This is a genomic window from Methylobacterium sp. FF17, assembly GCF_025813715.1.
GTDB lineage: Bacteria > Pseudomonadota > Alphaproteobacteria > Rhizobiales > Beijerinckiaceae > Methylobacterium > Methylobacterium flocculans.
The window spans coordinates 3,398,196-3,419,466 of sequence record NZ_CP107532.1; the positions used below are offsets into that span (position 1 = coordinate 3,398,196).

The window sequence follows — 21,271 nt, forward strand, 5'->3', positions numbered from 1 at the left end:
CCCCATGGCTGATGATCTGGCCCGAACCTTCGACGTCGACCTGTTCGTCATCGGCGGCGGCTCCGGGGGCGTGCGAGCGGCCCGCATCGCGGCCGGGTACGGCGCGCGGGTACAACTCGCCGAGGAGTACCGCGTCGGCGGCACCTGCGTGATCCGGGGCTGCGTGCCGAAGAAGCTGATGGTCTATGCGGGGCGCTTCGCCGACGAGTTCGCGGACGCGGCCGGTTTCGGCTGGTCCGTGCCCACACCGACCTTCGACTGGCGCGTGATGAAGGCCCGGCGCGATGCCGAGGTGGCACGGCTCGAGGCGATCTACGACGCCAACCTCGGCAAGGCGGGCGTCACCATCCTGCCGGAGCGCGCGGTGATCGAGGATGCCCACACCGTGCGCCTCGTCGGATCCGGCCGGCGCGTCAGCGCCCGGTTCATCCTCGTCGCGGTGGGCGCCCACCCGGTCAAGGAGCCGCTGATCCCGGGCGCCGAACTCGCGATCACCTCCAACGAGGTGTTCGACCTCGAATCGCTGCCCGAGCGTATCCTCGTCGTCGGCGGCGGTTACATCGCGGTGGAATTCGCAGGCGTCTTAGCGCATCTCGGCGCGCGTACCACCCTGCTGCACCGGGGCGACAAGCTCCTGCGCGGGTTCGACGAGGAGATCCGCGACGCCCTCGACACGGCCTACGCGGAGCGCATGGACCTGCGCCTCAACCGGACGGTGGAGCGTCTCGACAGCAGCGGGAGCGGTATCCGGGTGACCCTCGACGACGACACGACCCTGGAGGTGGACCAGGTTCTGACCGCCACGGGGCGGCGCCCGAACACGGCCGGCCTCGGCCTGGAGGCGGTCGGCATCGAGGCGGACGCGCGCGGCGCGATCCCGGTGGACGCGTTTTCGCAGACGCGGGTGCCGTCGATCTACGCGGTGGGGGACGTCACCGACCGCGCCGCGCTGACGCCGATCGCGATCCGCGAGGGCCACGCCTTCGCCGACACGGTCTTCGGCGGCAAGCCCTGGTGCGTCGATCACGGCCTCATCGCGACGGCTGTGTTCTCAACGCCCGAGATCGGCGTCATCGGCCACAACGAGGATGTGGCCCGCCGGCTCTTCGGCGCCGTCGACGTCTACCGGTCGAGCTTCCGCCCCATGAAGGCCACGCTGTCGGGGCGCGAGGAGCGCGTCCTGATGAAGGTGGTGGTCGATCGCGCCAGCGACCGGGTCGTCGGGGTCCACGTCCTCGGTCACGATGCCGGCGAGATCATCCAGGCGGTGGGCATCGCCGTCACCATGGGCGCGACCAAGGCCGATTTCGACCGCACCATCGCGGTCCACCCCACGGCCGGCGAGGAACTCGTGACGATGCGCAGCCCCGTGGTGACGAAGCACCCCGTCGGGGTCGGCTAGCGACCCGAACCTAGCCCGGCGGCCACTTGAAGTCGTCGGCCCGGCCGGGCTGTGGGGGCGGCGCGCTGCCCCGCACCAGGGCGCGCTCGATCGTCCCCGAGGGATCGGTGTCGCGGGGGCGTCCGCTGATCAGCGTGCCCCCGGGCGTCACCTCGGCGCGGCCGAGCGGCACGACCGGTCCCGCGAGGGGTTTGACGGGCAGGGCGGGAATACCGGGCGGCTCGGGCAGGCTCGGCAGCATCGCGGTGATCTGACGGTCGAGGGCGGCCGCGTCGTCGAGCTTGGGCGCCTCCCCCTGAACGGGCGGGGAGGGTGCGGTGGCGATGGACGGCGCGGTCGGTTCGGCAACCGTGCCCGTCCCCATCAAGCGCTTGAGTTCGACATCCGCGAAATGCGCCATCTTGCGCGCGCCAGCCTTGGTGAAATGCACGCCATCGGCGGTGCGCAGTTTCGCCTCCTGGCCCTCGAGGTCGGGGCCGGTGGCGGCGTAGCGGTTACGGTCGTCCACGAAGCCGGGCCAGATGTCCACGTAGGTCTGCCCGGCCCGGGCGACGCGCTCCCGGAAGATCTCGTTCATCGCCGCGATGTCCTTACTCAGCGATTCGCTGCGCATCGGCGGCGCGCCGACCCAGATCAGCGGCACCTTCGCGTCGGTGAAGACCTTGATCAGGGCGTCCACGCGCTCGGCGTAGAGGGCGCGCCAGCGATCGCTCAGCGGCTCCACGGTCCCGTCGTTCTCACGGATCGGCTGGCGGTCGTTGGCGCCGAGCATCACGAGAGCGTAGCTCGTCTTCGGGTTCGCCTTGAGGAACTCCTCGGCGGAGCGGGGCCAGTCGACCACATCCTTGCGCACGAGGCCGCTATCCGCCTTCGAGCGATCCAGGATGCCGACCTCGGCATTGTCCTCGAAGACGTTGGAGAGGCCGGTCCCGAGATGGTTCGCGAGCGTGTCGCCGAACACCGCGATCCGGGTCGTGGGTTCGACCTTGGGCATGGCGGGTTTCGGCTGGGCCACCACCGGGGCCGGACGCGGCCGGCGCGGGGCCGGACGCGGCTCGCGGGGCGCGCGGGGGTCGTCCGCATAACTGCGGGTGCGGGGGGGCTGCGGACGTGCGCTCGGCACCGGTGCGGGCTGGGCCTGCTGCGGCCGGTCCTCCCAGGGCCAGTAGAATTGCCGGGGCGCCTCCTGCTGCGGTGGCGGTGCGTAGCGACGGACAGCCTGCCGCGCGCCGTAGCCGCCATCGTCGCGATAATATTCGCGGGCCCGCCGGCGCGGCGATTCGTACTCGCCCCGGGGCGCATCGTAGGAATCGCCCCATTGCGCCCGCGCGGGCGCGCCGCCTGCCAGGAGCAGGGCGATGCCTGCGAGCGTACACCAGGCCGTGCGCGATGCCGGCAAGGTCATGGATGGCCTCACGGTTCTGACCGGCGAGCCGATCGGTGCCGCCACCTTAGAGGAGGACGGCGCCGAGGTCTAAGGGGTGGCCCGGAGCCGCTCCAGCAGCGCCGGGGTGGCGTAGCCGTCGGCGGGGAGCCCCTGGTCGATCTGGTACTGCCGGACCGCCTCGCGCAGCTTCGGACCCGCGCGCCCATCGGCTTCGCCCGCGTAGAAGCCGAGCCCGCGGAGGGCGGTCTGCATCGCCTCGAGCCCGGCCTTGTCGAGGCGCGCCGCCTTCGTCGGCCAGGGCGCTGCCAGGGTGGGACCGCCAGCGAGGCGGTCAGCAAGGTGACCGACCGCGAGGGCGTAGGAATCGGCGGTGTTGTAGGCGCGGATCACCTCGAAATTTCCGGTGATGAGGAAGACGGGCCCGCCGAGGCCGCCGGGCAGGAACAGGCTGCCGGTCCCGGCGCCGGGGAGGGGCTTGCCGTCGCTGCGACGCAGGCCGCGCCGCGCGAACTCGGCGATGTCGCCGCGATAGCGCGCGAGGTCGAAGCCCGCAGGGAGGATGACCTCGTAGCCCCAGGACAGGGCCGGGTCCCACCCGAGGTTCTTCAGGTAGGCGGCGATGGAGGCCAGGGCATCGGCCTGCGAGCCCCAGATGTCCCGGTGGCCGTCGCCGTCGAAATCGACCGCGTGGTTCAGGACGCTCGACGGCAGGAACTGCACCTGCCCCATGGCCCCGGCCCAGGATCCTTTCATCCGCTCCGGCGTGACGTCGCCCCGCTGGAGGATCGCGAGGGCGGCGAGAAGTTCGTCACGGAACAGCGTTCCGCGAAAGCCGGCCTCCGCCAGGGTCGCCAGGGCCCGGATCGTTGGCACCGTGCCGCCGCTCGCCCCGAAATCGGATTCGACCCCCCAGAACGCCAGCACGATCCAGCGCGGCACGCCGAAGCGCGCCTCGATCGCCGAGAGTGTCTTGGCGAGACGCGCAGCTTCCGCCTGTCCCCGCGCGATCCGGCCCGGCGAGACGGCCCCGACGAGGTAGTCCCAGACCGGACGGCCGAACTCGCCCTGCCTGCGCGTGCGGGACAGGATTTCAGGATCGGGCCCGGTGATCCCGGCGAACGCCGCATCGAAGGTTGTCCGGGAGATGCCGCGCGCCTCGGCGTCCGGCCAGAGCCGCGCGATGAAGGCCGCGAACCGGGCCCGGACCTCGGGCGAGGCGGCAGCCGCGGCCGGCGCGGATGATGAGGCCGCCAGGGCTGGCGCGGCCAACCCGATCCATCCGGCGAGGCAGAGGCCCGTCGCAACCCGCATCCTCAGGACCTCACGTGCGGTTGCGCCGGGTCAGGGCCTCCTCCCAGGCGAAGGCCTGGGCGACGATGCCGTCGAGATCGTCGTGCTTCGGTGTCCAGCCGAGATCCCGGATGCGCTGGGCTTCGGCGATGATCTGTGCCGGGTCGCCCGGCCGGCGCGGCGACAGGCGCACCTCGAAATCGCGCCCCGACACCCGCTTGACCACCTCGATCACCTCGAGGACCGAGTAGCCCTGTCCGTAGCCGCAATTGAGGGTCAGGCTCTCGCCGCCCGCGCGCAGGTGATCGAGGGCGACGCGATGCGCCTCGGCGAGGTCCGAGACCTGGATGTAGTCGCGCAGGCACGAACCGTCGCGGGTCGGATAATCCGTCCCGAACACCTCGAGATGCGTCCGCTGACCCAACGCGGCCTGCGTGGCCACCTTGATCAGGTGCGTGGCGTTCGGCGTCGATTGCCCGGTGCGCCCACGCGGATCGGCGCCCGCGACGTTGAAGTAGCGCAGGATCACGTAGGAGAAGCCGTGGGCCTTGGCGGCGTCGGCGATCATCCACTCGCTCATCAGCTTCGAGCGCCCGTAGGGATTGATCGGCGCCGGAACCAGATTCTCGGGCACCGGCACGGTCTCGGGCTCGCCATAGACCGCCGCCGTCGAGGAAAAAATGATGTGCTTGACGCCGCAACGCACCGCCGTTTCGATGAGGGCACGGGTCTTTACGGTATTGGCAAGATAGTAATGCAGTGGATCAGCGACCGAATCCGGCACGACGATGCGGGCAGCGAAGTGCGCGATCGCATCAATCCGATGCTGAAGGATGACCTCCGTCAGCAGCGACTGATCGGCCACGTCCCCGACGACGAGTTTGACTTCCGGGGGAAGTGCCCAATCGAACCCCGTCGAGAGATCGTCGAGGACGACAACTTCCTCATGCCCGGCGTCCAGTAGGGCGAGGACCATGTGGCTGCCGATGTAGCCAGCCCCACCCGTCACTAGAACCGCCATCCGACCCACTCCTCTAACGTGTTATCCGCGATGTATCGGAAACCCGGCTTCTCGGTTATGTCCGTCACGTCGATCGGTGCCTTCCGCCTTTAACGGAGTGCGCCTTGAGGTATCGTCAATCCGCTCCGGGTTATTATCAATTTTTCTCGCAACCGGGTCCCGCTCGATGAAACCGATTCGTAAGGCCGTCCTGCCCGTCGCTGGCTTGGGCACACGCTTCCTCCCGGCCACCAAGGCCGTCCCCAAGGAAATGCTCACGGTCGTGGACCGTCCGGTGGTGCAGCACGTCGTGGACGAGGCCCGCGAGGCGGGCATCGAGCACTTCATCTTCGTCACCGGCCGCGGCAAGGCGGTGATCGAGGATCACTTCGACGTCGCCTTCGAGCTCGACCGGATGCTGCAGGAGCGCGGCAAGACGGCGGCCTACGAGGCCCTGAAGCGCGACCTGCCGGCGGCCGGCCAGACGAGCTTCACCCGCCAGCAGGCGCCCCTCGGCCTCGGACATGCCGTCTGGTGCGCGCGCGAGATCGTGGGCGACGAGCCCTTCGCGGTCCTGCTTCCCGACATGCTGAGCCGAGGCTGCATGCAGCAGATGCTCTCGGCCTACGAGCGCCACGGCGGCAACGTCATCGCGGTCGAGGAGGTCAAGCCCGAGGAGACGCACCAGTACGGGATCGTCGGCGTCGGCCAGACCTTCGGCCAGACCTTCGAGATCAACGGCATGGTGGAGAAGCCGAAGGCCGGGACCGCGCCCTCGAACTTCATCATCTCCGGTCGCTACATCCTGCAGCCCGAGATCTTCGACATCCTCTCCCGTGGCGAGGCCGGCGCCGGGGGCGAGATCCAGCTCACCGACGCGATGATCAAGCTCGCGCAGGACCAGACGTTCTACGGCATGCACTACCAGGGGCGGACCTACGACACGGGCTCCAAGCTCGGGTTCCTGACGGCCAACATCGCCTACGCCCTGGAGCGCGAGGACCTCAGCGAGGCCTTGAAGGCCGAGATCGCGCAACTCCTCGCCGATCACTGAGGACGCCGCAGGCGCGGGGGTGAAACGTTTGCGCGTGGCGCGCAGGTGCCATGCTCGGGTCGGTGGCGATACCCGCTGAACGGCCCTTGCTTTTTGTGCGCCGCACTTTACTTTGTGCATTGCGGGACCGCGATGGCGTCGCGGTTCAGTAGCCTTTCTTGGGCGTTTCCTCCCTAGACTTCGGGCCGCTCCTTCATCGGGGCGGCCTTTTTTTCGTGGCGAAACGCGAAGGCTCGCTGAGGCATCTGCGTCCGGCCGATGCAAGGCGCGCGAGCGGACAGGCGGGCCGCTGGCCCAGGCCGGCATCGGATCTTCGAGGAGGAGATCGGGCCCATCGCTCGACCCGGAACTTTCTCGGGGAGCATCGGACGAAACTTGCGGTTCCGTATCCAGAACCGGCCAGCCACAGCGCGGATGTCGGACAATGGCACGCAAGCCGGCCGTGCGTTCGGCGCCGGTCGGCTCGCGGGACGGGCAGCGCGATCGAGCGCGCCGCCGAACTCAGTTCAGGTAGGTGCGGATCCAGTTCGGCGAGAGCACCTCACCGTCCTCGGTGATGATCCAGGGCTGCTTGGCCGGGTCGGCCAGCGCACCGGCGGCGGCCTCGATGGCCTCGCGCAGGGTGCGGTAGCGGGCGGGCTGGGCCAGCGGCGCCGGAACCGGAGCGGTACGCCAGATCGTCAGGTCGGCGGGACGTTCCAGGGCTTGGGTTTCCATCGGTCTCATTCCTTCAATCGGGAGAAGCGTTCCCCGCGATACCGGATGTGCGGCAAGAGGCTCTTACGACCTCCAACCTGAACATTGGCTACGCAGCGAGTACTGAGGGTGTCGGGAAGCATCTCAAATGCAACGCAGCGGTCGTCTCGGACACGAACGAAATGATCATCCGTGGCTGAACGGTCGCCCCCTCATACAAAGCGCACCCTTGCTGAGGAGCGCGCAGAATATGGCTGCTTTTGGACGCTTTCTGGTTCTTCATTGTCAGGGGCACACAATCGATGCGTGCTGTTTATCTTTGGCTGGTGCGGAACTCGGTGTGCTGTCGCACCCGCTTCCGCGCCCGGTACAATCCAGTTGAAGGGCATTGCGTCACCGGCCAGTTAATACGGACGCAGTGCGATACGGATTTCGCCGCATGGTGAAGGGGACGCCACATGCTCCACCGCGGGCCACAGGAACAGCAGGCGGATCGTTTCCTGAGATGGGCTGCGGGCGCGGCCGTGCTGCTGCTGGCGTTCTACGTGGCGCAACCCACGTTGAACGGCTTCCTCTTCGCCGCGCAGGACCCGCGCGCGGTGACGGCGCGGGGTGAACTCGCGCCCGCCGAGACCGCGACCATCGACCTGTTCGCCCGCGCGAGCCCCTCCGTGGTCCACGTCTTCGCCCAGGCCGCCGCGCAGGGGCGTGCGCTGATGGGCGTCGAGGGGGAGGGCGAGGATCAGGGCGGCGGTTCGCAGACGGGCACCGGCTTCGTGTGGGACGCCGCCGGTCACGTCGTCACCAACAACCACGTGGTCGCGGCAGCCGTGCAGGGGGGCGGCTCCATCGCGGTACGCCTGTCCTCCGGCGCCGTCAGCACCGCGACCCTCGTCGGGGCCGCTCCGAGCTACGACCTCGCGGTCCTTCGCCTGGGGCGGAGCGCGGTCGCACCGCCGCCCCTGGCCATCGGGACCTCCGCCGACCTCAAGGTCGGCCAGTCGACCTTCGCGATCGGCAATCCCTTCGGCCTCGATCATACCCTGACCACCGGCGTGATCAGCGCCCTGCAGCGTCGCCTGCCCACCGGTGCGGGGCGCGAACTGTCCGGCGTGATCCAGACCGATGCGGCGATCAATCCGGGCAATTCCGGCGGACCGCTCCTCGATTCGGCCGGGCGCCTCATCGGGGTCAACACCGCGATCTACTCACCCTCCGGCACGAGCGCGGGCATCGGCTTCGCGATCCCGGTCGATGTCGTGAACCGGGTCGTACCCGACCTGATCCGCAACGGCCGCACCCGCAATCCCGGCATCGGCATCATCGCCGGACAGGAAGCCACGGCGGCCCGCCTCGGCATCGACGGCGTCGTGGTCCTGCGGGTCCTGCGCGGGTCCCCCGCCGCCGCGGCGGGCCTGCGCGGCGTCGATCCGCAGACCGGTGAGATCGGCGATATCATCATCGGGGCCGGCGGACGGCCGGTCCAGCGGCTGGCCGACCTCACGGCGGCGATGGAGGCGGCGGGCCTGGGGGCGGGGATCGACCTCACCATCGAGCGCGATGGCCGGACGCGGCGGGTCCGGGTCACGACGACGGACGTCGCCGAGTCGCGCCAGTGAGCGGCGGCCCTCGTCATGCGGCGGGGCGGACGCTAAGGCTGCGGATCGATCCACGAAGGCGCCCCATGGTCCCGTACCCCCATCTCCTGGCCGCGCTCCTCTGGGCCGGCGGCGCCCTCGCCGCCGGGGCCGCCGAGCGGAGCGCAGCACCGCGCCTCTGCCCGGAGGACGCGCCGGAGGGCGTCCGGCTGCCGCCACGCCCCGGATGCACCGGGTCGGCCCAGCGGGCAGGTCCCAAGGAATCGGCAGGGTTCCGCGACGTCGGCGGGGTGAAGCTGCGGATCGGGGGGCGGATCGGCGCTGAGTACGGCGTCGCGCGATGACCCTGCTCGCCGCCGCCGTCGCGCTCCTCATCCTGTGGTGGTTCGGCCGGAATGCGCTGCGCCGGTATCCGGCGGTCACGCAGCGTCTCGTCCGCCAGGTCGCCGGTTACATCGCGCTCGCTGCGGCGGCGCTGCTCCTCGTACGCGGCCGGATCGAATTCGCCGTGCTGGTCGGCGTCGGCGCCCTCTGGCTGCTCGAAGGGACTTCGGGCCTGATGCGGCGGATGCGGAACGTTCGCGCGCGCTACGATCCCCGTCGGCTCACCGGAGCAACGATCCGCTTCGACGCGGCGGGGGAGGGGGTTGCCCTCGTCGGGCCCTTCGCGGGCCAGCCGCTGGGGCTGATCCCGCTGCCCGGCCTCCTGGCCCTGTTCGGCCGGGACGCCCGGACGGCGCGGCGCCTAGAGGCGTATCTGGACCGCCGGCACCCCGGCTGGCGTGTAGACGCTGAGGCTGATCCCCACGCGCGGTCGCGCCGTGCGCCGAACCCAGGGGCGATGTCGGAGCAGGAGGCCTATGAGATCCTGGGGCTTGAGCGCGGGGCGTCCCTGGAACAGGTCCGCACGGCCCACCGGACCTTGATGAAGCGCCTGCATCCCGACCAGGGAGGCACGGCCGAGCAGGCGGCCCGCGTCAACGCGGCCCGTGACAGGCTTAAGAACCGACATCGCTGATACTCCACGCGCGTTGTCAGACAGGATGGGGCGAGGGCTCCCTCCGGCGATACGCGCCGGGGGGAGTCGTCAGGGTCGCCGCGCGGATACTTCGCGCGGAGACGATCAGCTCCGGGTCGCGAAGCAGCTGAAGCCGTTGCGCTTCAGGGCGATGCAGGCATCCTGCGCGCTATCCTGCTCGGCGAAGCCCGAGAAGCGGGCCCGGAAGAGGGTCGCGCCGCCATGTTCGACCTTCACCGTGTAGGGCGAGGCCTTGGACAGGGCGCCGCCGGCGCGGGAACGGGCGTCGGCGAGCATCGACTTCGCCTTGTCCTCGTCGTCCATGGCGCCGAGTTGGATGACCCAGGCGGTCGGGGTGATCCGAGCGCCGGCCACGGGCTTCGGAGGCTCGGCGCGGGGACCGTCCACGGAGGCGAGCCGTGCATCGCTCTTGCCGCCGGCCGGGAAGGCCGCCTGACCGCCGGTGGGCGCGTAGGCCTGGGCGGATCCCGGAAGCGCGCCCGAACGCCACTTCATGCCGGCGCTGCCGGGAGTGGTGGTGCGGGGGCTGATGTCGAGGGGCTGGCCGGCGCGGGCGGTCGAGGCGGTGGTCTCGACGTCCTCGTCATCGGCCGAGGCGACCTGGGTGCGGGTGCGCGAGGCGCCATCGGCCACCACGGCCGGACGGGCGCGCTCGGCGACCTCGGTCGTCGCGGGCGTCTGGCGGGCACCCGCATAGGCGCGGGGCAGGGACTGGCGCACGAGGTCGGCCATGATCCTGTCGCGGCTTGCGCCGGACTTCCCGCCGAGCACGATCGCCACGATCTGGCGGTCGTCGAGCTTGGCTGCCGTCATCAGATTGAAGCCGGAATCGCGGGTGTAGCCCGTCTTGATGCCGTCGACCCCCTGCACGTTGCCGAGCAGCCGGTTGTGGTTGCCGATGACCCGGCCCCGGAAGGCGAAGGAGCGGGTCTGGAAGTACTTGTAGTAGCGCGGGAAGCGGTCCTGGATCGCGCGGGCTAGCACGGTAAGGTCGCGCGCCGTGGTGATCTGGTCGGCGTCCGGAAGGCCGGAGGCGTTGGCGTAGTTCGTCCGCGTCATGCCCAGGGCCTTGGCCTTCTGGGTCATCATCTCCGCAAAGCGCGCCTCCGACCCGGCGATGTTCTCGCCGATGGCGCAGGCGACGTCGTTGGCGGACTTGGTGACGATCGCCTTGATCGCCTCCTCGACCTCGATGGTCGAGCCGGGGCGCAGGCCGAGCTTGGAGGGCGACTGCGATGCAGCGAAGGACGAAATCGTGAGGGGTGAATCGAGGGTGTAGCGGCCGCGCTCCAGCTGCTCGAACAGCATGTACAGGGTCATCACCTTGGTGATGGAGGCCGGGTGGCGCAGCGAATCCTCGTTGATCGCGTGGAGCACCTTGCCGGTCTTCACGTCCACCACCATCGCCGCATAGGGGGGATTGTACCCACCGCCGCCGCTCCGCTTATGATGGCCGCGCCGCGCTTCCGCCGGCGAGGCGAGGGCGGTGAGCACGGCGGCCGCCGCGATCGCGGCGGTCAATGCAGGCACCCGGCCGACGCGGGGAGTTTGGCTACGCATCACGACTCACTGCCTCGACATGCTCGGCCCCGTAACGCCGGCTTGCACTGCAACATCTCAGCGCGGGTGCGGGCCTGCCGCCGTAACCCCGCAACATCTGTCAATCAGGCTAGGCGGACGCAGTTACGGCCCGGTTAATGCCATCTCGGCATTTCGATCTTCATTTCCCTCTTATTGCACCGCATCATTCACTTGACGTTTCATGCTGCATTGCACAATGATGCCGGCAGGACCGCGCGAGGATCCCCGGGGCATACGCCCGACATGTCCGGGCCAGTCCGATCCACACGATAGGAAGGATGACGTCATGACCCAGGTTTTCGAGAAGGCCGCCGAACTCAACCGCACCAACCTGGCGCAGGTGATGAAGGGCGTGAATGCGCTCTCCAAGACCAACCAGAGCGCCGGTATCGAATGGGCGGACTTCGCCAAGGAATCCTACGCCGCCGGCGCCGAGACGATGAAGAAGCTCGCGGGCGCACGCACGCTGCAATCCGCGCTCGAGATCCAGGGCGCCTACCTGAAGGACTCCTACCAGCGTCTCCAGACCCAGGCGAAGGTCGTCGGCGATCTCTACAAGGGACTCGCCGAAGAGGTGGGCGCTCCGCTGCAGGGCAATGCCGCTTTCGATCCCAAGGCGTTCTTCAACTCCAAGGCCTTCTTCGATCCCAAAGGCATTTTCGATCCCAAGGCCTTCTTCGACCCGAAGAATTTCCCCAAGCTGCCCGGCCTTCCGGTGTCGTCCAAGCTCGCCGCCTGATCCGGGGCGACCGGACCGGCCGACCCGGCCGTCCGTGAGCTCGACACAAGCCGGTTATCACGGCCCCGCGCGAGACATCGCACGGGGCCGTTTCTATTGGAGGCCCGGCGGCTGGGGCGCCAACCGGGGCCGCCTCGGACAAGTGCGCGCAGCCGACTGGCGAACCGGCCCATCGCTCTATAGATTGCTGTCGATGCGAGCGCGCCTCGCCGGCGCGACCCGCGGACCAGCAGCTTGACGAGCAGCATGCCGCACCATGGGGTCGATGCGATTCAGATGACCGAGATCCTGCCACGGGGCAGCGAATCGCCGCGCGCGCATGGCGCCGGACCGAGCCTTGCCCAAAGTCACGCCCAGCCGACGCGCGCTTCCGACGACCCCCGCGAGCCCGGGGGCAACGATGACGGTCGCTCCGGAACGGCGATCATCACGCGTACGAAGCCGAAGACCAAGCGGCCGAGCCTCTATCGCGTATTACTACTGAATGACGACTACACGCCCCAGGAATTCGTGGTGCATGTCGTCGAGAAGTTTTTCAACAAATCTCAGGAAGCCGCCTTCCAGATCATGATGCACGTGCACCACAACGGTGTCGGCGAATGCGGGGTGTTCACCTACGAGGTCGCGGAGACCAAGGTGACGCAGGTCATGGACTTCGCACGCAAACATCAACATCCTCTCCAGTGCGTCATGGAAAAGAAATAGGCATCCCACTTAGAGGCCACGCTTTGCCCAGCTTCTCTCGCAGCCTAGAACAAGCTCTCCACCGCGCCCTGGCGCTCGCCGGCGAGCGCCGGCACGAATATGCGACGCTGGAGCACCTCCTGCTCGCCCTTGTGGATGATCAGGACGCGGCCGCCGTCATGCGCGCCTGCAACGTCGAGGTGGATACGCTCAAGCGCAGCCTCGTCGAGTACGTCGACACCGAATTGTCCAACCTCATCGGGGATGGGCGCCAGGACGCCAAGCCCACGGCGGGCTTCCAGCGCGTGATCCAGCGCGCGGTGATCCACGTGCAATCCTCCGGTCGCGAAGAAGTCACCGGCGCCAACGTGCTGGTGGCTATTTTCGCCGAGCGCGAGAGCCACGCCGCCTACTTCCTGCAGGAGCAGGACATGACCCGCTACGACGCGGTCAACTACATCAGCCACGGCATCGCCAAGCGGCCCGGCACCTCCGAATCGAAGCCCGTGCGCGGCGCCGACGAGGAAGCGGCGGCCGAGCGGCCGAGTGGCGAGGACGGCGAAGGCCGGGGCAAGAAGAAGGGCGATGCCCTCGAGGCCTACTGCGTCAACCTGAACAAGAAGGCCCGCGACGGCCGGATCGACCCGCTGATCGGGCGCGAGAGCGAGGTTCAGCGCACCATCCAGATCCTCTGCCGGCGCCAGAAGAACAACCCGCTTCTCGTGGGCGAGCCCGGCGTGGGCAAGACCGCCATCGCGGAGGGCCTGGCCCGCAAGATCATCAACAAGGAAGTGCCGGAAGTCCTCCTGGAGGCCACGGTGTTCTCCCTCGACATGGGGACCCTGCTGGCGGGTACCCGCTATCGCGGCGACTTCGAGGAGCGCCTGAAGCAGGTGATGAAGGAGATCGAGGCGCACCCGAACGCGGTGCTCTTCATCGACGAGATCCATACGGTGATCGGGGCCGGCGCGACGTCGGGCGGCGCCATGGATGCCTCGAACCTCCTGAAGCCCGCGCTCGCCAACGGCTCCCTGCGCTGCATCGGCTCGACCACCTACAAGGAGTACCGCCAGTACTTCGAGAAGGATCGCGCTCTGGTGCGCCGCTTCCAGAAGATCGACGTCAACGAGCCGTCGATCCCCGACGCGATCGAGATCGTGAAGGGCCTGAAGCCGTACTTCGAGGAGTTCCACAAGCTCAAGTACACCACCGAGGCCGTCAAGGCTGCGGTCGAACTGTCGGCGCGCTACATCAACGACCGCAAGCTGCCGGACAAAGCGATCGACGTCATCGACGAAACCGGCGCCTCGCAGATGCTAGTGCCGGAGGCGCGCCGCAAGCGCACCATCGGCGTCAAGGAGATCGAGGCCACCATCGCCACGATGGCACGAATCCCGCCAAAGACCGTGTCGAAGGACGATGCGGTGGTCCTCAAGAACCTGACCGAGAACCTGAAGCGGGTCGTCTACGGCCAGCCCAACGCCATCGATGCGCTGACCTCGGCGATCAAGCTGGCCCGTGCCGGCCTGCGCGATCCGGACAAGCCGATCGGCTCCTACCTGTTCGCGGGTCCGACCGGCGTCGGCAAGACCGAGGCGGCCAAGCAACTCGCTGCGTCCCTGGGCGTGGAGATGCTGCGCTTCGACATGTCGGAATACATGGAGCGCCACACCGTGAGCCGCCTCATCGGCGCGCCCCCCGGCTACGTGGGCTTCGACCAGGGCGGGCTGCTCACCGATGGCATCGATCAGCACCCGCATTGCGTGCTGCTGCTCGACGAGATCGAGAAAGCCCACCCGGACCTGTTCAACATCCTGTTGCAGGTCATGGATCACGGCAAGCTCACCGATCACAACGGCAAGCAGGTCGACTTCCGCAACGTGATCATCATCATGACCACGAATGCGGGCGCCTCCGACCTCGCCCGGTCGGCCTACGGCTTCACGCAGGCCAAGCGCACGGGCGACGATGTGGAGGCGATCAACAAGCTGTTCGCACCGGAATTCCGCAACCGGCTCGATGCGATCATCTCGTTCGGGCACCTGCCCAAGGAGGTGGTGGCCAAGGTGGTGGACAAGTTCGTCCTCCAGCTCGAGGCGCAGCTCGCCGATCGGAACGTCACCATCGAGCTCTCCGACGAGGCGCGCGAGTGGCTGACCGAGCACGGCTACGACGACGCGATGGGTGCCCGCCCGATGGCGCGCCTGATCCAGTCCACCATCAAGACGCCGCTCGCCGACGAGGTCCTGTTCGGGCGGCTCAAGGACGGCGGTGCGGTGCGGGTGGTGGTGCGCAAGCCCGAGGCGGACGACGGCAAGGATGCCCTGGGCTTCGAGTTCCCGGCCGGTCCCGTCACGCCGAAGCCCGAGAAGGACGTCACCAACGCGGCCAAGAAGCACAAGCGCACCAAGGCGAAGGTGTCCGCCCGCAAATCGGGTGACAAGGGCAGCGACAAGGGTGATTGCAAGGGCGACGACAAGGGCGGTCCGAGCGGGGGCCCCGGCGGCGTCCGTACGGTGCCGAAGGTGCCGCTGGTCAAGGCCTGAAGTGCGATAGACGGCCTTCCCGATCAACCGGGGAGGCCGTCCGCCGTCAGGGGCCATCGCGGCGCGATCGCCCCGAAAAGTCGTGCCGATGGTCGACACGTGGCCGCGGGATGGTTAGCAACCGCTGGAACGGAGAGCGGGCACTGCGACAGACCGGCTGGAAACGCCTCCCCATCGCTGAGATCGATCGAGGAGGGGCGTCCCGATGAACGACTTGCACCAGGGTCCGCTCACCCCCGTTTCGAGCACGCAACCGGCGTCGACGAAGCTGACGCGGCGCGAGGAGCGCCGTCTGCGGCGCAGGCGGCGGCGCCAGGGCGAGGAAATCCTGGGCTGGATCCTCGTCCCGCTGATCGTCGTGGGGCTCTACTGGGGCGTCACCGCCGTCTTCGAGTTCCTCGGCACCTCACCGGGGCAGGTCTGGGACCAGCTGATGCAGGTCAAGGCCATGATGGAGAAGCGCGGCTGAGGGCCGCGCACCCCACTCAGTCACGTCGCAGCGCGTGGATCGCGAAGAGCGCATCGGGATCCGTCCACACTTCGCCTGCCACCCAACCCGCTGCCTTCGCCAGCTGGCGAAATCCCTCGATCGTGTATTTGTAGCTGTTCTCGGTGTGGATCGTCTCGCCCTCGGCGAAGTCGATCCGGTGGCCGGCGAGGTGAATCGCCTGCGTCGCTTGGCTGACGAGGTGCATTTCGATGCGCGAGGCTTCGGGGTTGAAGAACGCCCGGTGCGCGAAGGCCTCGATGTCGATATCGGCGCCGAGTTCGCGCTGGATGCGCACGAGCAGGTTGCGGTTGAAGGCAGCCGTGACGCCGGCGGCATCGTCGTAGGCGGCGTCCAGCACCGCCTTGTCCTTCACGAGATCGACCCCGACGATCAGGACCGCGCCGTCGCCGAGCACCCGTCCGAAGTGGCGCAGCAGGCTGGCGGCCTGGGGCGGCTCGAAATTGCCGATGGTCGAGCCCGGGAAGAAGCCCGCGACGGGTCCCCCCGGCAGGCTCGCCGGCAGGGTGAAGGCACGGGTGAAATCGGCGGCCACCGGCATGATGGCGAGGTCGGGAAAATCGACGGCGAGGGCTTCGGCCTCGCTGCGCAGGAAGCTCTCCGAGACGTCGACCGGAACGTAGGCTGCGAGATCCGGCCGGTGGACCATCAGCCGCCGGACCTTGGCGGTGGAGCCGCTGCCGAACTCCACGAGGCTCGCCCGGGCCGGCAGGGCGGCGGCGATGGCGGCGCCCTGCGCGTCGAGGATGCCGAGTTCCGTCCGCGTCGGGTAGTATTCCGGCTGACGGGTGATCGCCTCGAACAGATCGGACCCCGCCGCATCGTAGAAATACTTCGCGGACAGGAATTTCTGCGGTGCCGACAGACCCGCGAGGACGTCGTCGAGGAACTGCCGCTCCGGATCGATAGGGGCAACCGGAACGGCATCCGTAAAGACGGGATTGATGGTCAAGATGGGGCTCCGGATACGCGGACGAGACGGATTGCTCTTAGGAGCAGGCGTCGGACAGGCGCAGGCCCGTGAACTGCCAGCGCTGATGGGGGTAGAAGAAGTTGCGATAGCCGATGCGGGCATGCCCCTGCGGCGTCGCCACGGAGGAACCCCGCAGCACGAACTGGTTCGACATGAACTTGCCGTTGTACTCGCCGAGTGCGCCATCCACCGGCCGATAGCCCGGATAAGCGGTGTAGGCGCTGCGGGTCCATTGCCAGACGAGGCCGAACGCATCCGCCAGGGCGTCCTCGCGGGCAGCAACCTCCCACTCGAACTCGGTCGGCAGGTCACGCCCCGCCCAGCGGGCGTAGGCGTCCGCCTCGTAGTAGCTGATATGGGTGACGGGCAGCGCCGGGTCGACGGCCCGCAGGCCGGCCAGGGTCATGGTCTCCCACCCGGCATCGCCGCGGCGCCAGTAACCAGGCGCCTCCCAGCCCTCGGCCTGGGCCGCGATCCAGCCGTCGGAGAGCCAGAGTTCCGGCCGGGCGTAGCCGCGATCCGCCATGAAGGCGAGCCACTCCGCGTTTGTCACCAGAGCCCTATCGATGCGGCCACCCTGGATCAGCACGTCGTGGCGCGGCGATTCGTTGTCGAACGAGAAACCCTCGCCCGCATGCCCGATCTGCGTGATGCCACGCGGAAGGTCCGCCTGACCCGCCGCCCCCTGGGCCCGAGGAAAGCGCCAGGCGGAGTCGTAGGCCGGCGAAAGGGGGTTCTGCGCGAAGGCGTGCAGGATGTCGGTGACCAGCAGTTCCTGGTGCTGCTGCTCGTGATAGAGGCCAATCTCCAGCACCGGCAGGATTGCGTCGAGGGCTTCGGCCGAGGCCTCGTTCAGGAGGGCGGCAACGGCACGATCCACGTGCGCTCGGTAGGCCGCCACCTCACCGGCGGTCGGCCGGGTGATGAGCCCGCGCATGATGCGCGGCTGACGCGGGCCGGCGGCGACATAGTAGGAATTGAACAGGTAGTGCAGCCGCTCGTCGTAGGGCTGGTAGCCCGGCCGGTGCTCGCGCAGCAGGAACTGCTCGAAGAACCAGGTCGTATGCGCCCGGTGCCACTTGGTGGGGCTGGCATCCGCCATCGACTGGACCTGCTGGTCCTCCGGCGACAGCGGCGCGGCGCGCCGCTCGGTCTCATCGCGCACCTGATGGAAGGCTGCGATCCAGGCCGCACGGTCGACCGGCCGGACGGACAGGCGCGGCGGCGGAAAGGCCGGGCGACCGATCTCCTCCACGGGGATCTCGCGAAACGCTGCCGTCGCTGCCATATCGGCCACTCCCTTCTTAAGTCTTGCTCCGACATATGGCCGCGCGGTCATTCGGCAACGGAGCGCAGGCTGGGCCGTTCGTCGCGGCACTTCACCCGATGCCGTGCCTTTTTGCGGCCACGGTGACATCCCCTTAACCGTGGCGCGCCGACACTTCGCCGTTGATGCGAGGCAGTCGGACCGGACTCGGATGCGGATCGATCTCATGGCAGGCATGTCCACCGGCGCCGCGGCGCGGAGCGTGGCGGCGCCCCCCACCATCCTGGTGTTCGATTCAGGCCTCGGCGGCCTGACCGTCCTGGAGCAGGTGCGGCGGGGGCGGCCCGACGCCGCCTACGTCTACGCCGCCGACGACGCAGCCTTCCCCTACGGCCGGCTGTCCGAACCCGTCTTGGTCGAGCGGGTGCTCGGAGTGATGGAGCGGCTGATCGGCCTGCACGCGCCGGACCTCGTGGTGGTGGCCTGCAACACCGCCTCGACCCTCGTCCTTCCGGCCCTGCGCCAGCGCTTTACCACGCCCTTCGTCGGGGTGGTCCCGCCGATCAAGCCTGCGGCGGAAGCCACGCGCTCACGGGTGATCAGCCTGCTGGCGACGCCCGGCACCGTCGCCCGCGCCTACACGCACGACCTGATCGAGACCTATGCGAGCGCCTGCGCCGTGACCCTCGTCGGCGCGCCCAACCTCGCCGGCTTCGCCGAGGCCGAACTCGCCGGGATGCCGGTGGACGACGTGGCGCTCGCCCGCGAGATTGCGCCCTGCTTCGTGACCCTGCCGGACGGGCGGCGCACGGACGTGGTCTGCCTCGCCTGCACGCATTACCCGCTGCTCCTCGCCCGCTTCCAGGCGCTCGCGCCCTGGCCGGTGCGCTGGATCGACCCGGCCCCCGCCATCGCCCGGCGGGTGACGCAGTTGCTCGGGCCGGGAGACCGCAACGGCCCCGACGCAGCCCCCGTCCTCGGTGCCTTCACGGGCGGGACCGGACTGACGGGGCCGCTGCGCCATTCCCTGGCCGCGCGCGGCATCGCCAGCGTCGCGGTCGAGGCGATGCCCCTCGGACTGCAGTGAACCTGCGGATTCGCCCGACCGCCATGCAAAGCGCCGAGCCGGCTCGCCATTGACGTCGGCGCAGCGCTGCTCTAACGAAGCGTCCGTGACGGGGCTCCGACGAGGGGCCCCGTCACCTTTTCAAGCGCACCCGTGAGTCGGCTTCGGCCGCTCTGTCGTTCCGGGGCAGGCCACAGGGCCGGTCCGGAAAGAGGAGGGCGCGTTCCTCGATAGATCTCCATTGCGAGAGGAACCGCGATGTCAAAACGCATTCAGGCGAAGCATAAGCTCGATCGCCGCATGGGCCAGAACATCTGGGGCCGCCCGAAGAGCCCCGTCAATCGCCGCGAATACGGCCCCGGCCAGCACGGCCAGCGCCGCAAGGGCAAGATGTCCGACTTCGGCACGCAGCTGCGCGCCAAGCAGAAGCTCAAGGGCTACTACGCCAACATCACCGAGAAGCAGTTCCGCCGTTACTACGCCGAGGCGATCCGCCTGCGCGGCGATTCCGGCGAGAACCTGATCGGCCTGCTCGAGCGTCGCCTCGACGCCGTGGTCTACCGCGCCAAGTTCGTGCCGACCCCGTTCGCGGCGCGTCAGTTCGTCAACCATGGCCACGTCAAGGTGAATGGCCAGCGCGTCAACATCGCTAGCTACCTCGTGAAGCCGGGCGACCTGATCGAGGTCAAGGATTCCTCGAAGCAGCTCGAGATCGTCGTCGTGGCCGCGCAGCTCCCCGAGCGCGACGTGCCGGACTACATCGAGGTGGATCACCAGAAGATGACGGCCCGCGTCACCCGCGTGCCGAACCTCGGCGAGGTGCCCTACCCCGTCCAGATGGAACCGAACCTGGTCATCGAGTTCTACTCGCGCTGATCTCTCCGGATCATCGCCGGATACACGAAAGGGCCGCCCGCGAGGGCGGCCCTTTCTCGTTTCGGCGATGTCGCGCCGCCGTCGATGATATTCGATGGCAACGTCCGGCCTCAGCGGGGCAGGGTGCCTGCCCCCTGCGAGGCGCGGTTGCGCGCCTGGAGCGCGCGGGAAGCGCCCTCGGCGCTTGGTGGAAGTGCACGGCCGGGTGCGGTCCCGGACTCGTCGCCGGCCGCTCCAGGTCCGAAGCCCCGCTTGTCCTGTCCACCGGTCTCGAAGGCATAGCCCGCATTCACACCGGCATAGAAGCCGGTGAAGTCCTCGGCCAGAGCCGGCGTGGCGAGGCCCGCAAGGCCGATCAGCGCGAAGAGGGCGGTCCGCATCCCGGTCTCCGAAAGCATGTCGTGTCGCGAAACGCGAAACGGCGGCCCGCAGGGGCCGCCGTTCCAGAATGCCGTGAAAGGTGGCCGCAACGCGGCCACCCGGATGTCGATCAATCGTCGACGTTGATGCTCTGGGCCTCGCGGCCCTTCTGGCCCTCGACGACGCCGAGGACGACCTGCTGGCCTTCGGCGAGGGAATCGAGACCGGCGCGGGAGAGCGCGGACCGGTGCACGAACACATCCTTGCCACCGTCATTGACGGAGACGAAGCCGAAGCCCTTGGCCGGGTCGTACCACTTCACGGTGCCGGTCATCTCGGTGGACGGGCCGCTGGCGAAGCGACCGCCGCCGCCACCGCCGCGATCACCACTGCGGTCGCCGTAGCCACCACCGCCACCACCGCCGTAGCCGCCGCCACCGCCGAAGCGGTCGCCGCCGCCGAACCCGCCGGTGCGGGGCGGACGCGCGTCGCGCATGGGGGCAGCCTCGGCCGTGGAGGTGTCAACGCTGGTGACGTCGGTCACCTGCGGACCCTTCTGGCCCTGGGCGGTGTGAACCGTCAGGCGCGTACCGGGCAGGAGGTCGGCATGGCCAGCAGCTTCGACGGCGCGGATGTGGAGGAAGGCATCGCCCGAACCGTCAGCCAGTTCGACGAAACCGAAACCCTTCTCCTTGTTGAACCACTTGACCGTCGCATCGCGCTCCGGCCCCGAGGGGGCTGCCGCAGCACGCGACGGGCCGCGGTCGAAACCGCCGCCACCGCCGAAACCGCCGCCGTAGCCACCGCCGCTCGGAGGAGCCTGATCCGGCCAACGCGGCTCGGCTCCACCCTCATCGAAGCCGCGCTTCTGCGGCCCCCGAAAATCACGACCACGTCCCATAGAAAGCTCGCAAAAACCGTCCGCCGACCATCAGTTTCGATAACCGCGTGCGCGCCATCCCAGACAGCCCACGCTCCGCACTATCATTACTCCCAGCAGCGGTGACCAAGAATAACGCCTTAGTCCTGACCGAATCCTGTCCTCATCGCAAGATGCTTCTGCACGGTCCGGCGAGAGTTCCGTAACTTTCCTGCGGCAAAGTGCGTAGCATTTGATCGCATCGCCGGACAGCGGGGCCGTGTTGCCCGCCTGTTGAGCAGATCCGGGCGTTCGACATGGAATCAATCCAGTCGGCGGCGTTAGC

General features: G+C 68.7%; 20 protein-coding genes. 11 read left to right on the plus strand and 9 right to left on the minus strand.

Annotation, left to right across the window (positions count from 1 at the left end):
* Window positions 1–4 precede the first annotated feature (4 nt).
* The gene (gor, locus tag OF380_RS16070; protein WP_264045680.1) at window positions 5–1,402 is read left to right on the plus strand and encodes a glutathione-disulfide reductase; all 1,398 of its coding nucleotides are present in this window, start codon (window positions 5–7) and stop codon (window positions 1,400–1,402) included.
* 10 nt (window positions 1,403–1,412) lie between these two features.
* Here the strand turns inward: gor and OF380_RS16075 are convergent, their stop codons facing one another.
* The 3 genes from OF380_RS16075 to galE all read right to left on the minus strand — a co-directional run bounded on the left by OF380_RS16075 (window position 1,413) and on the right by galE (window position 5,100).
* Complete coding sequence (locus OF380_RS16075; protein WP_264045682.1) at window positions 1,413–2,807, minus strand: SGNH/GDSL hydrolase family protein; 1,395 nt, start codon at window positions 2,805–2,807, stop codon at window positions 1,413–1,415.
* Between the two features lie 69 nt (window positions 2,808–2,876).
* On the minus strand, window positions 2,877–4,100 hold the full coding sequence (locus OF380_RS16080) for a lytic murein transglycosylase (protein WP_264045684.1): 1,224 nt from the start codon (window positions 4,098–4,100) through the stop codon (window positions 2,877–2,879).
* Between the two features lie 10 nt (window positions 4,101–4,110).
* Window positions 4,111–5,100: a UDP-glucose 4-epimerase GalE gene (gene galE, locus OF380_RS16085; RefSeq protein WP_264045686.1), complete on the minus strand. Its 990-nt coding sequence runs from the start codon at window positions 5,098–5,100 to the stop codon at window positions 4,111–4,113.
* A gap of 166 nt (window positions 5,101–5,266) precedes the next feature.
* Between galE and galU the strand changes: the two genes are divergently transcribed.
* On the plus strand, window positions 5,267–6,133 hold the full coding sequence (gene galU, locus OF380_RS16090; protein WP_264045687.1) for a UTP--glucose-1-phosphate uridylyltransferase GalU: 867 nt from the start codon (window positions 5,267–5,269) through the stop codon (window positions 6,131–6,133).
* 501 nt (window positions 6,134–6,634) lie between these two features.
* Here galU and OF380_RS16095 read toward each other — a convergent pair.
* Window positions 6,635–6,850, minus strand: coding sequence for a hypothetical protein (locus OF380_RS16095; protein ID WP_243911863.1), 216 nt, complete (start codon window positions 6,848–6,850; stop codon window positions 6,635–6,637).
* A gap of 437 nt (window positions 6,851–7,287) precedes the next feature.
* Between OF380_RS16095 and OF380_RS16100 the strand changes: the two genes are divergently transcribed.
* The 3 genes from OF380_RS16100 (at window position 7,288) to OF380_RS16110 (ending at window position 9,445) form a co-directional block, all read left to right on the plus strand.
* On the plus strand, window positions 7,288–8,448 hold the full coding sequence (locus tag OF380_RS16100) for a S1C family serine protease (protein ID WP_264045690.1): 1,161 nt from the start codon (window positions 7,288–7,290) through the stop codon (window positions 8,446–8,448).
* A gap of 65 nt (window positions 8,449–8,513) precedes the next feature.
* Complete coding sequence (locus OF380_RS16105) at window positions 8,514–8,771, plus strand: hypothetical protein (protein ID WP_264045692.1); 258 nt, start codon at window positions 8,514–8,516, stop codon at window positions 8,769–8,771.
* Entirely contained in the window at window positions 8,768–9,445 is a 678-nt protein-coding gene (locus OF380_RS16110) for a J domain-containing protein (RefSeq protein WP_264045694.1), read from the plus strand. Before OF380_RS16105 ends, OF380_RS16110 begins: the two co-directional genes overlap by 4 nt.
* Window positions 9,446–9,550: 105 nt before the next feature.
* Here the strand turns inward: OF380_RS16110 and OF380_RS16115 are convergent, their stop codons facing one another.
* A complete protein-coding gene (locus tag OF380_RS16115; RefSeq protein ID WP_264045696.1) occupies window positions 9,551–11,026 on the minus strand; it encodes a serine hydrolase in 1,476 nt (491 codons plus the stop codon).
* Between the two features lie 307 nt (window positions 11,027–11,333).
* Between OF380_RS16115 and OF380_RS16120 the strand changes: the two genes are divergently transcribed.
* From OF380_RS16120 to OF380_RS16135, 4 genes are all read left to right on the plus strand, one after another.
* Window positions 11,334–11,786, plus strand: a complete 453-nt coding sequence (locus tag OF380_RS16120) for a phasin family protein (RefSeq protein WP_264045698.1) — start codon at window positions 11,334–11,336, stop codon at window positions 11,784–11,786.
* Between the two features lie 276 nt (window positions 11,787–12,062).
* A complete protein-coding gene (clpS, locus tag OF380_RS16125) occupies window positions 12,063–12,491 on the plus strand; it encodes an ATP-dependent Clp protease adapter ClpS (protein ID WP_264045700.1) in 429 nt (142 codons plus the stop codon).
* 23 nt (window positions 12,492–12,514) lie between these two features.
* Entirely contained in the window at window positions 12,515–15,016 is a 2,502-nt protein-coding gene (gene clpA, locus OF380_RS16130; protein WP_264045702.1) for an ATP-dependent Clp protease ATP-binding subunit ClpA, read from the plus strand.
* A gap of 205 nt (window positions 15,017–15,221) precedes the next feature.
* Window positions 15,222–15,485: a hypothetical protein gene (locus OF380_RS16135; RefSeq protein ID WP_264045704.1), complete on the plus strand. Its 264-nt coding sequence runs from the start codon at window positions 15,222–15,224 to the stop codon at window positions 15,483–15,485.
* 16 nt (window positions 15,486–15,501) lie between these two features.
* On the opposite strand, the gene egtD is transcribed toward OF380_RS16135, so the two are convergent.
* Window positions 15,502–16,476 carry an L-histidine N(alpha)-methyltransferase gene (gene egtD / locus OF380_RS16140; RefSeq protein ID WP_404810466.1) on the minus strand — a complete coding sequence of 325 codons (975 nt, stop codon included), beginning with the start codon at window positions 16,474–16,476 and terminating at the stop codon, window positions 15,502–15,504.
* 37 nt (window positions 16,477–16,513) lie between these two features.
* Window positions 16,514–17,785 (minus strand): ergothioneine biosynthesis protein EgtB, encoded by a 1,272-nt coding sequence (gene egtB, locus OF380_RS16145; RefSeq protein ID WP_264045706.1) that lies wholly within the window; start codon window positions 17,783–17,785, stop codon window positions 16,514–16,516.
* Between the two features lie 190 nt (window positions 17,786–17,975).
* Between egtB and murI the strand changes: the two genes are divergently transcribed.
* Both murI and rpsD read left to right on the plus strand, forming a co-directional pair.
* Window positions 17,976–18,851, plus strand: coding sequence for a glutamate racemase (gene murI, locus OF380_RS16150; protein WP_264045708.1), 876 nt, complete (start codon window positions 17,976–17,978; stop codon window positions 18,849–18,851).
* Between the two features lie 237 nt (window positions 18,852–19,088).
* Window positions 19,089–19,706 carry a 30S ribosomal protein S4 gene (rpsD, locus tag OF380_RS16155; RefSeq protein WP_238275694.1) on the plus strand — a complete coding sequence of 206 codons (618 nt, stop codon included), beginning with the start codon at window positions 19,089–19,091 and terminating at the stop codon, window positions 19,704–19,706.
* A gap of 110 nt (window positions 19,707–19,816) precedes the next feature.
* On the opposite strand, the gene OF380_RS16160 is transcribed toward rpsD, so the two are convergent.
* Together OF380_RS16160 and OF380_RS28710 are read right to left on the minus strand one after the other, a co-directional pair.
* Window positions 19,817–20,086: a hypothetical protein gene (locus tag OF380_RS16160; RefSeq protein WP_264045711.1), complete on the minus strand. Its 270-nt coding sequence runs from the start codon at window positions 20,084–20,086 to the stop codon at window positions 19,817–19,819.
* A gap of 110 nt (window positions 20,087–20,196) precedes the next feature.
* Entirely contained in the window at window positions 20,197–20,967 is a 771-nt protein-coding gene (locus OF380_RS28710) for a cold-shock protein (RefSeq protein WP_318784136.1), read from the minus strand.
* Window positions 20,968–21,271 lie beyond the last annotated feature (304 nt).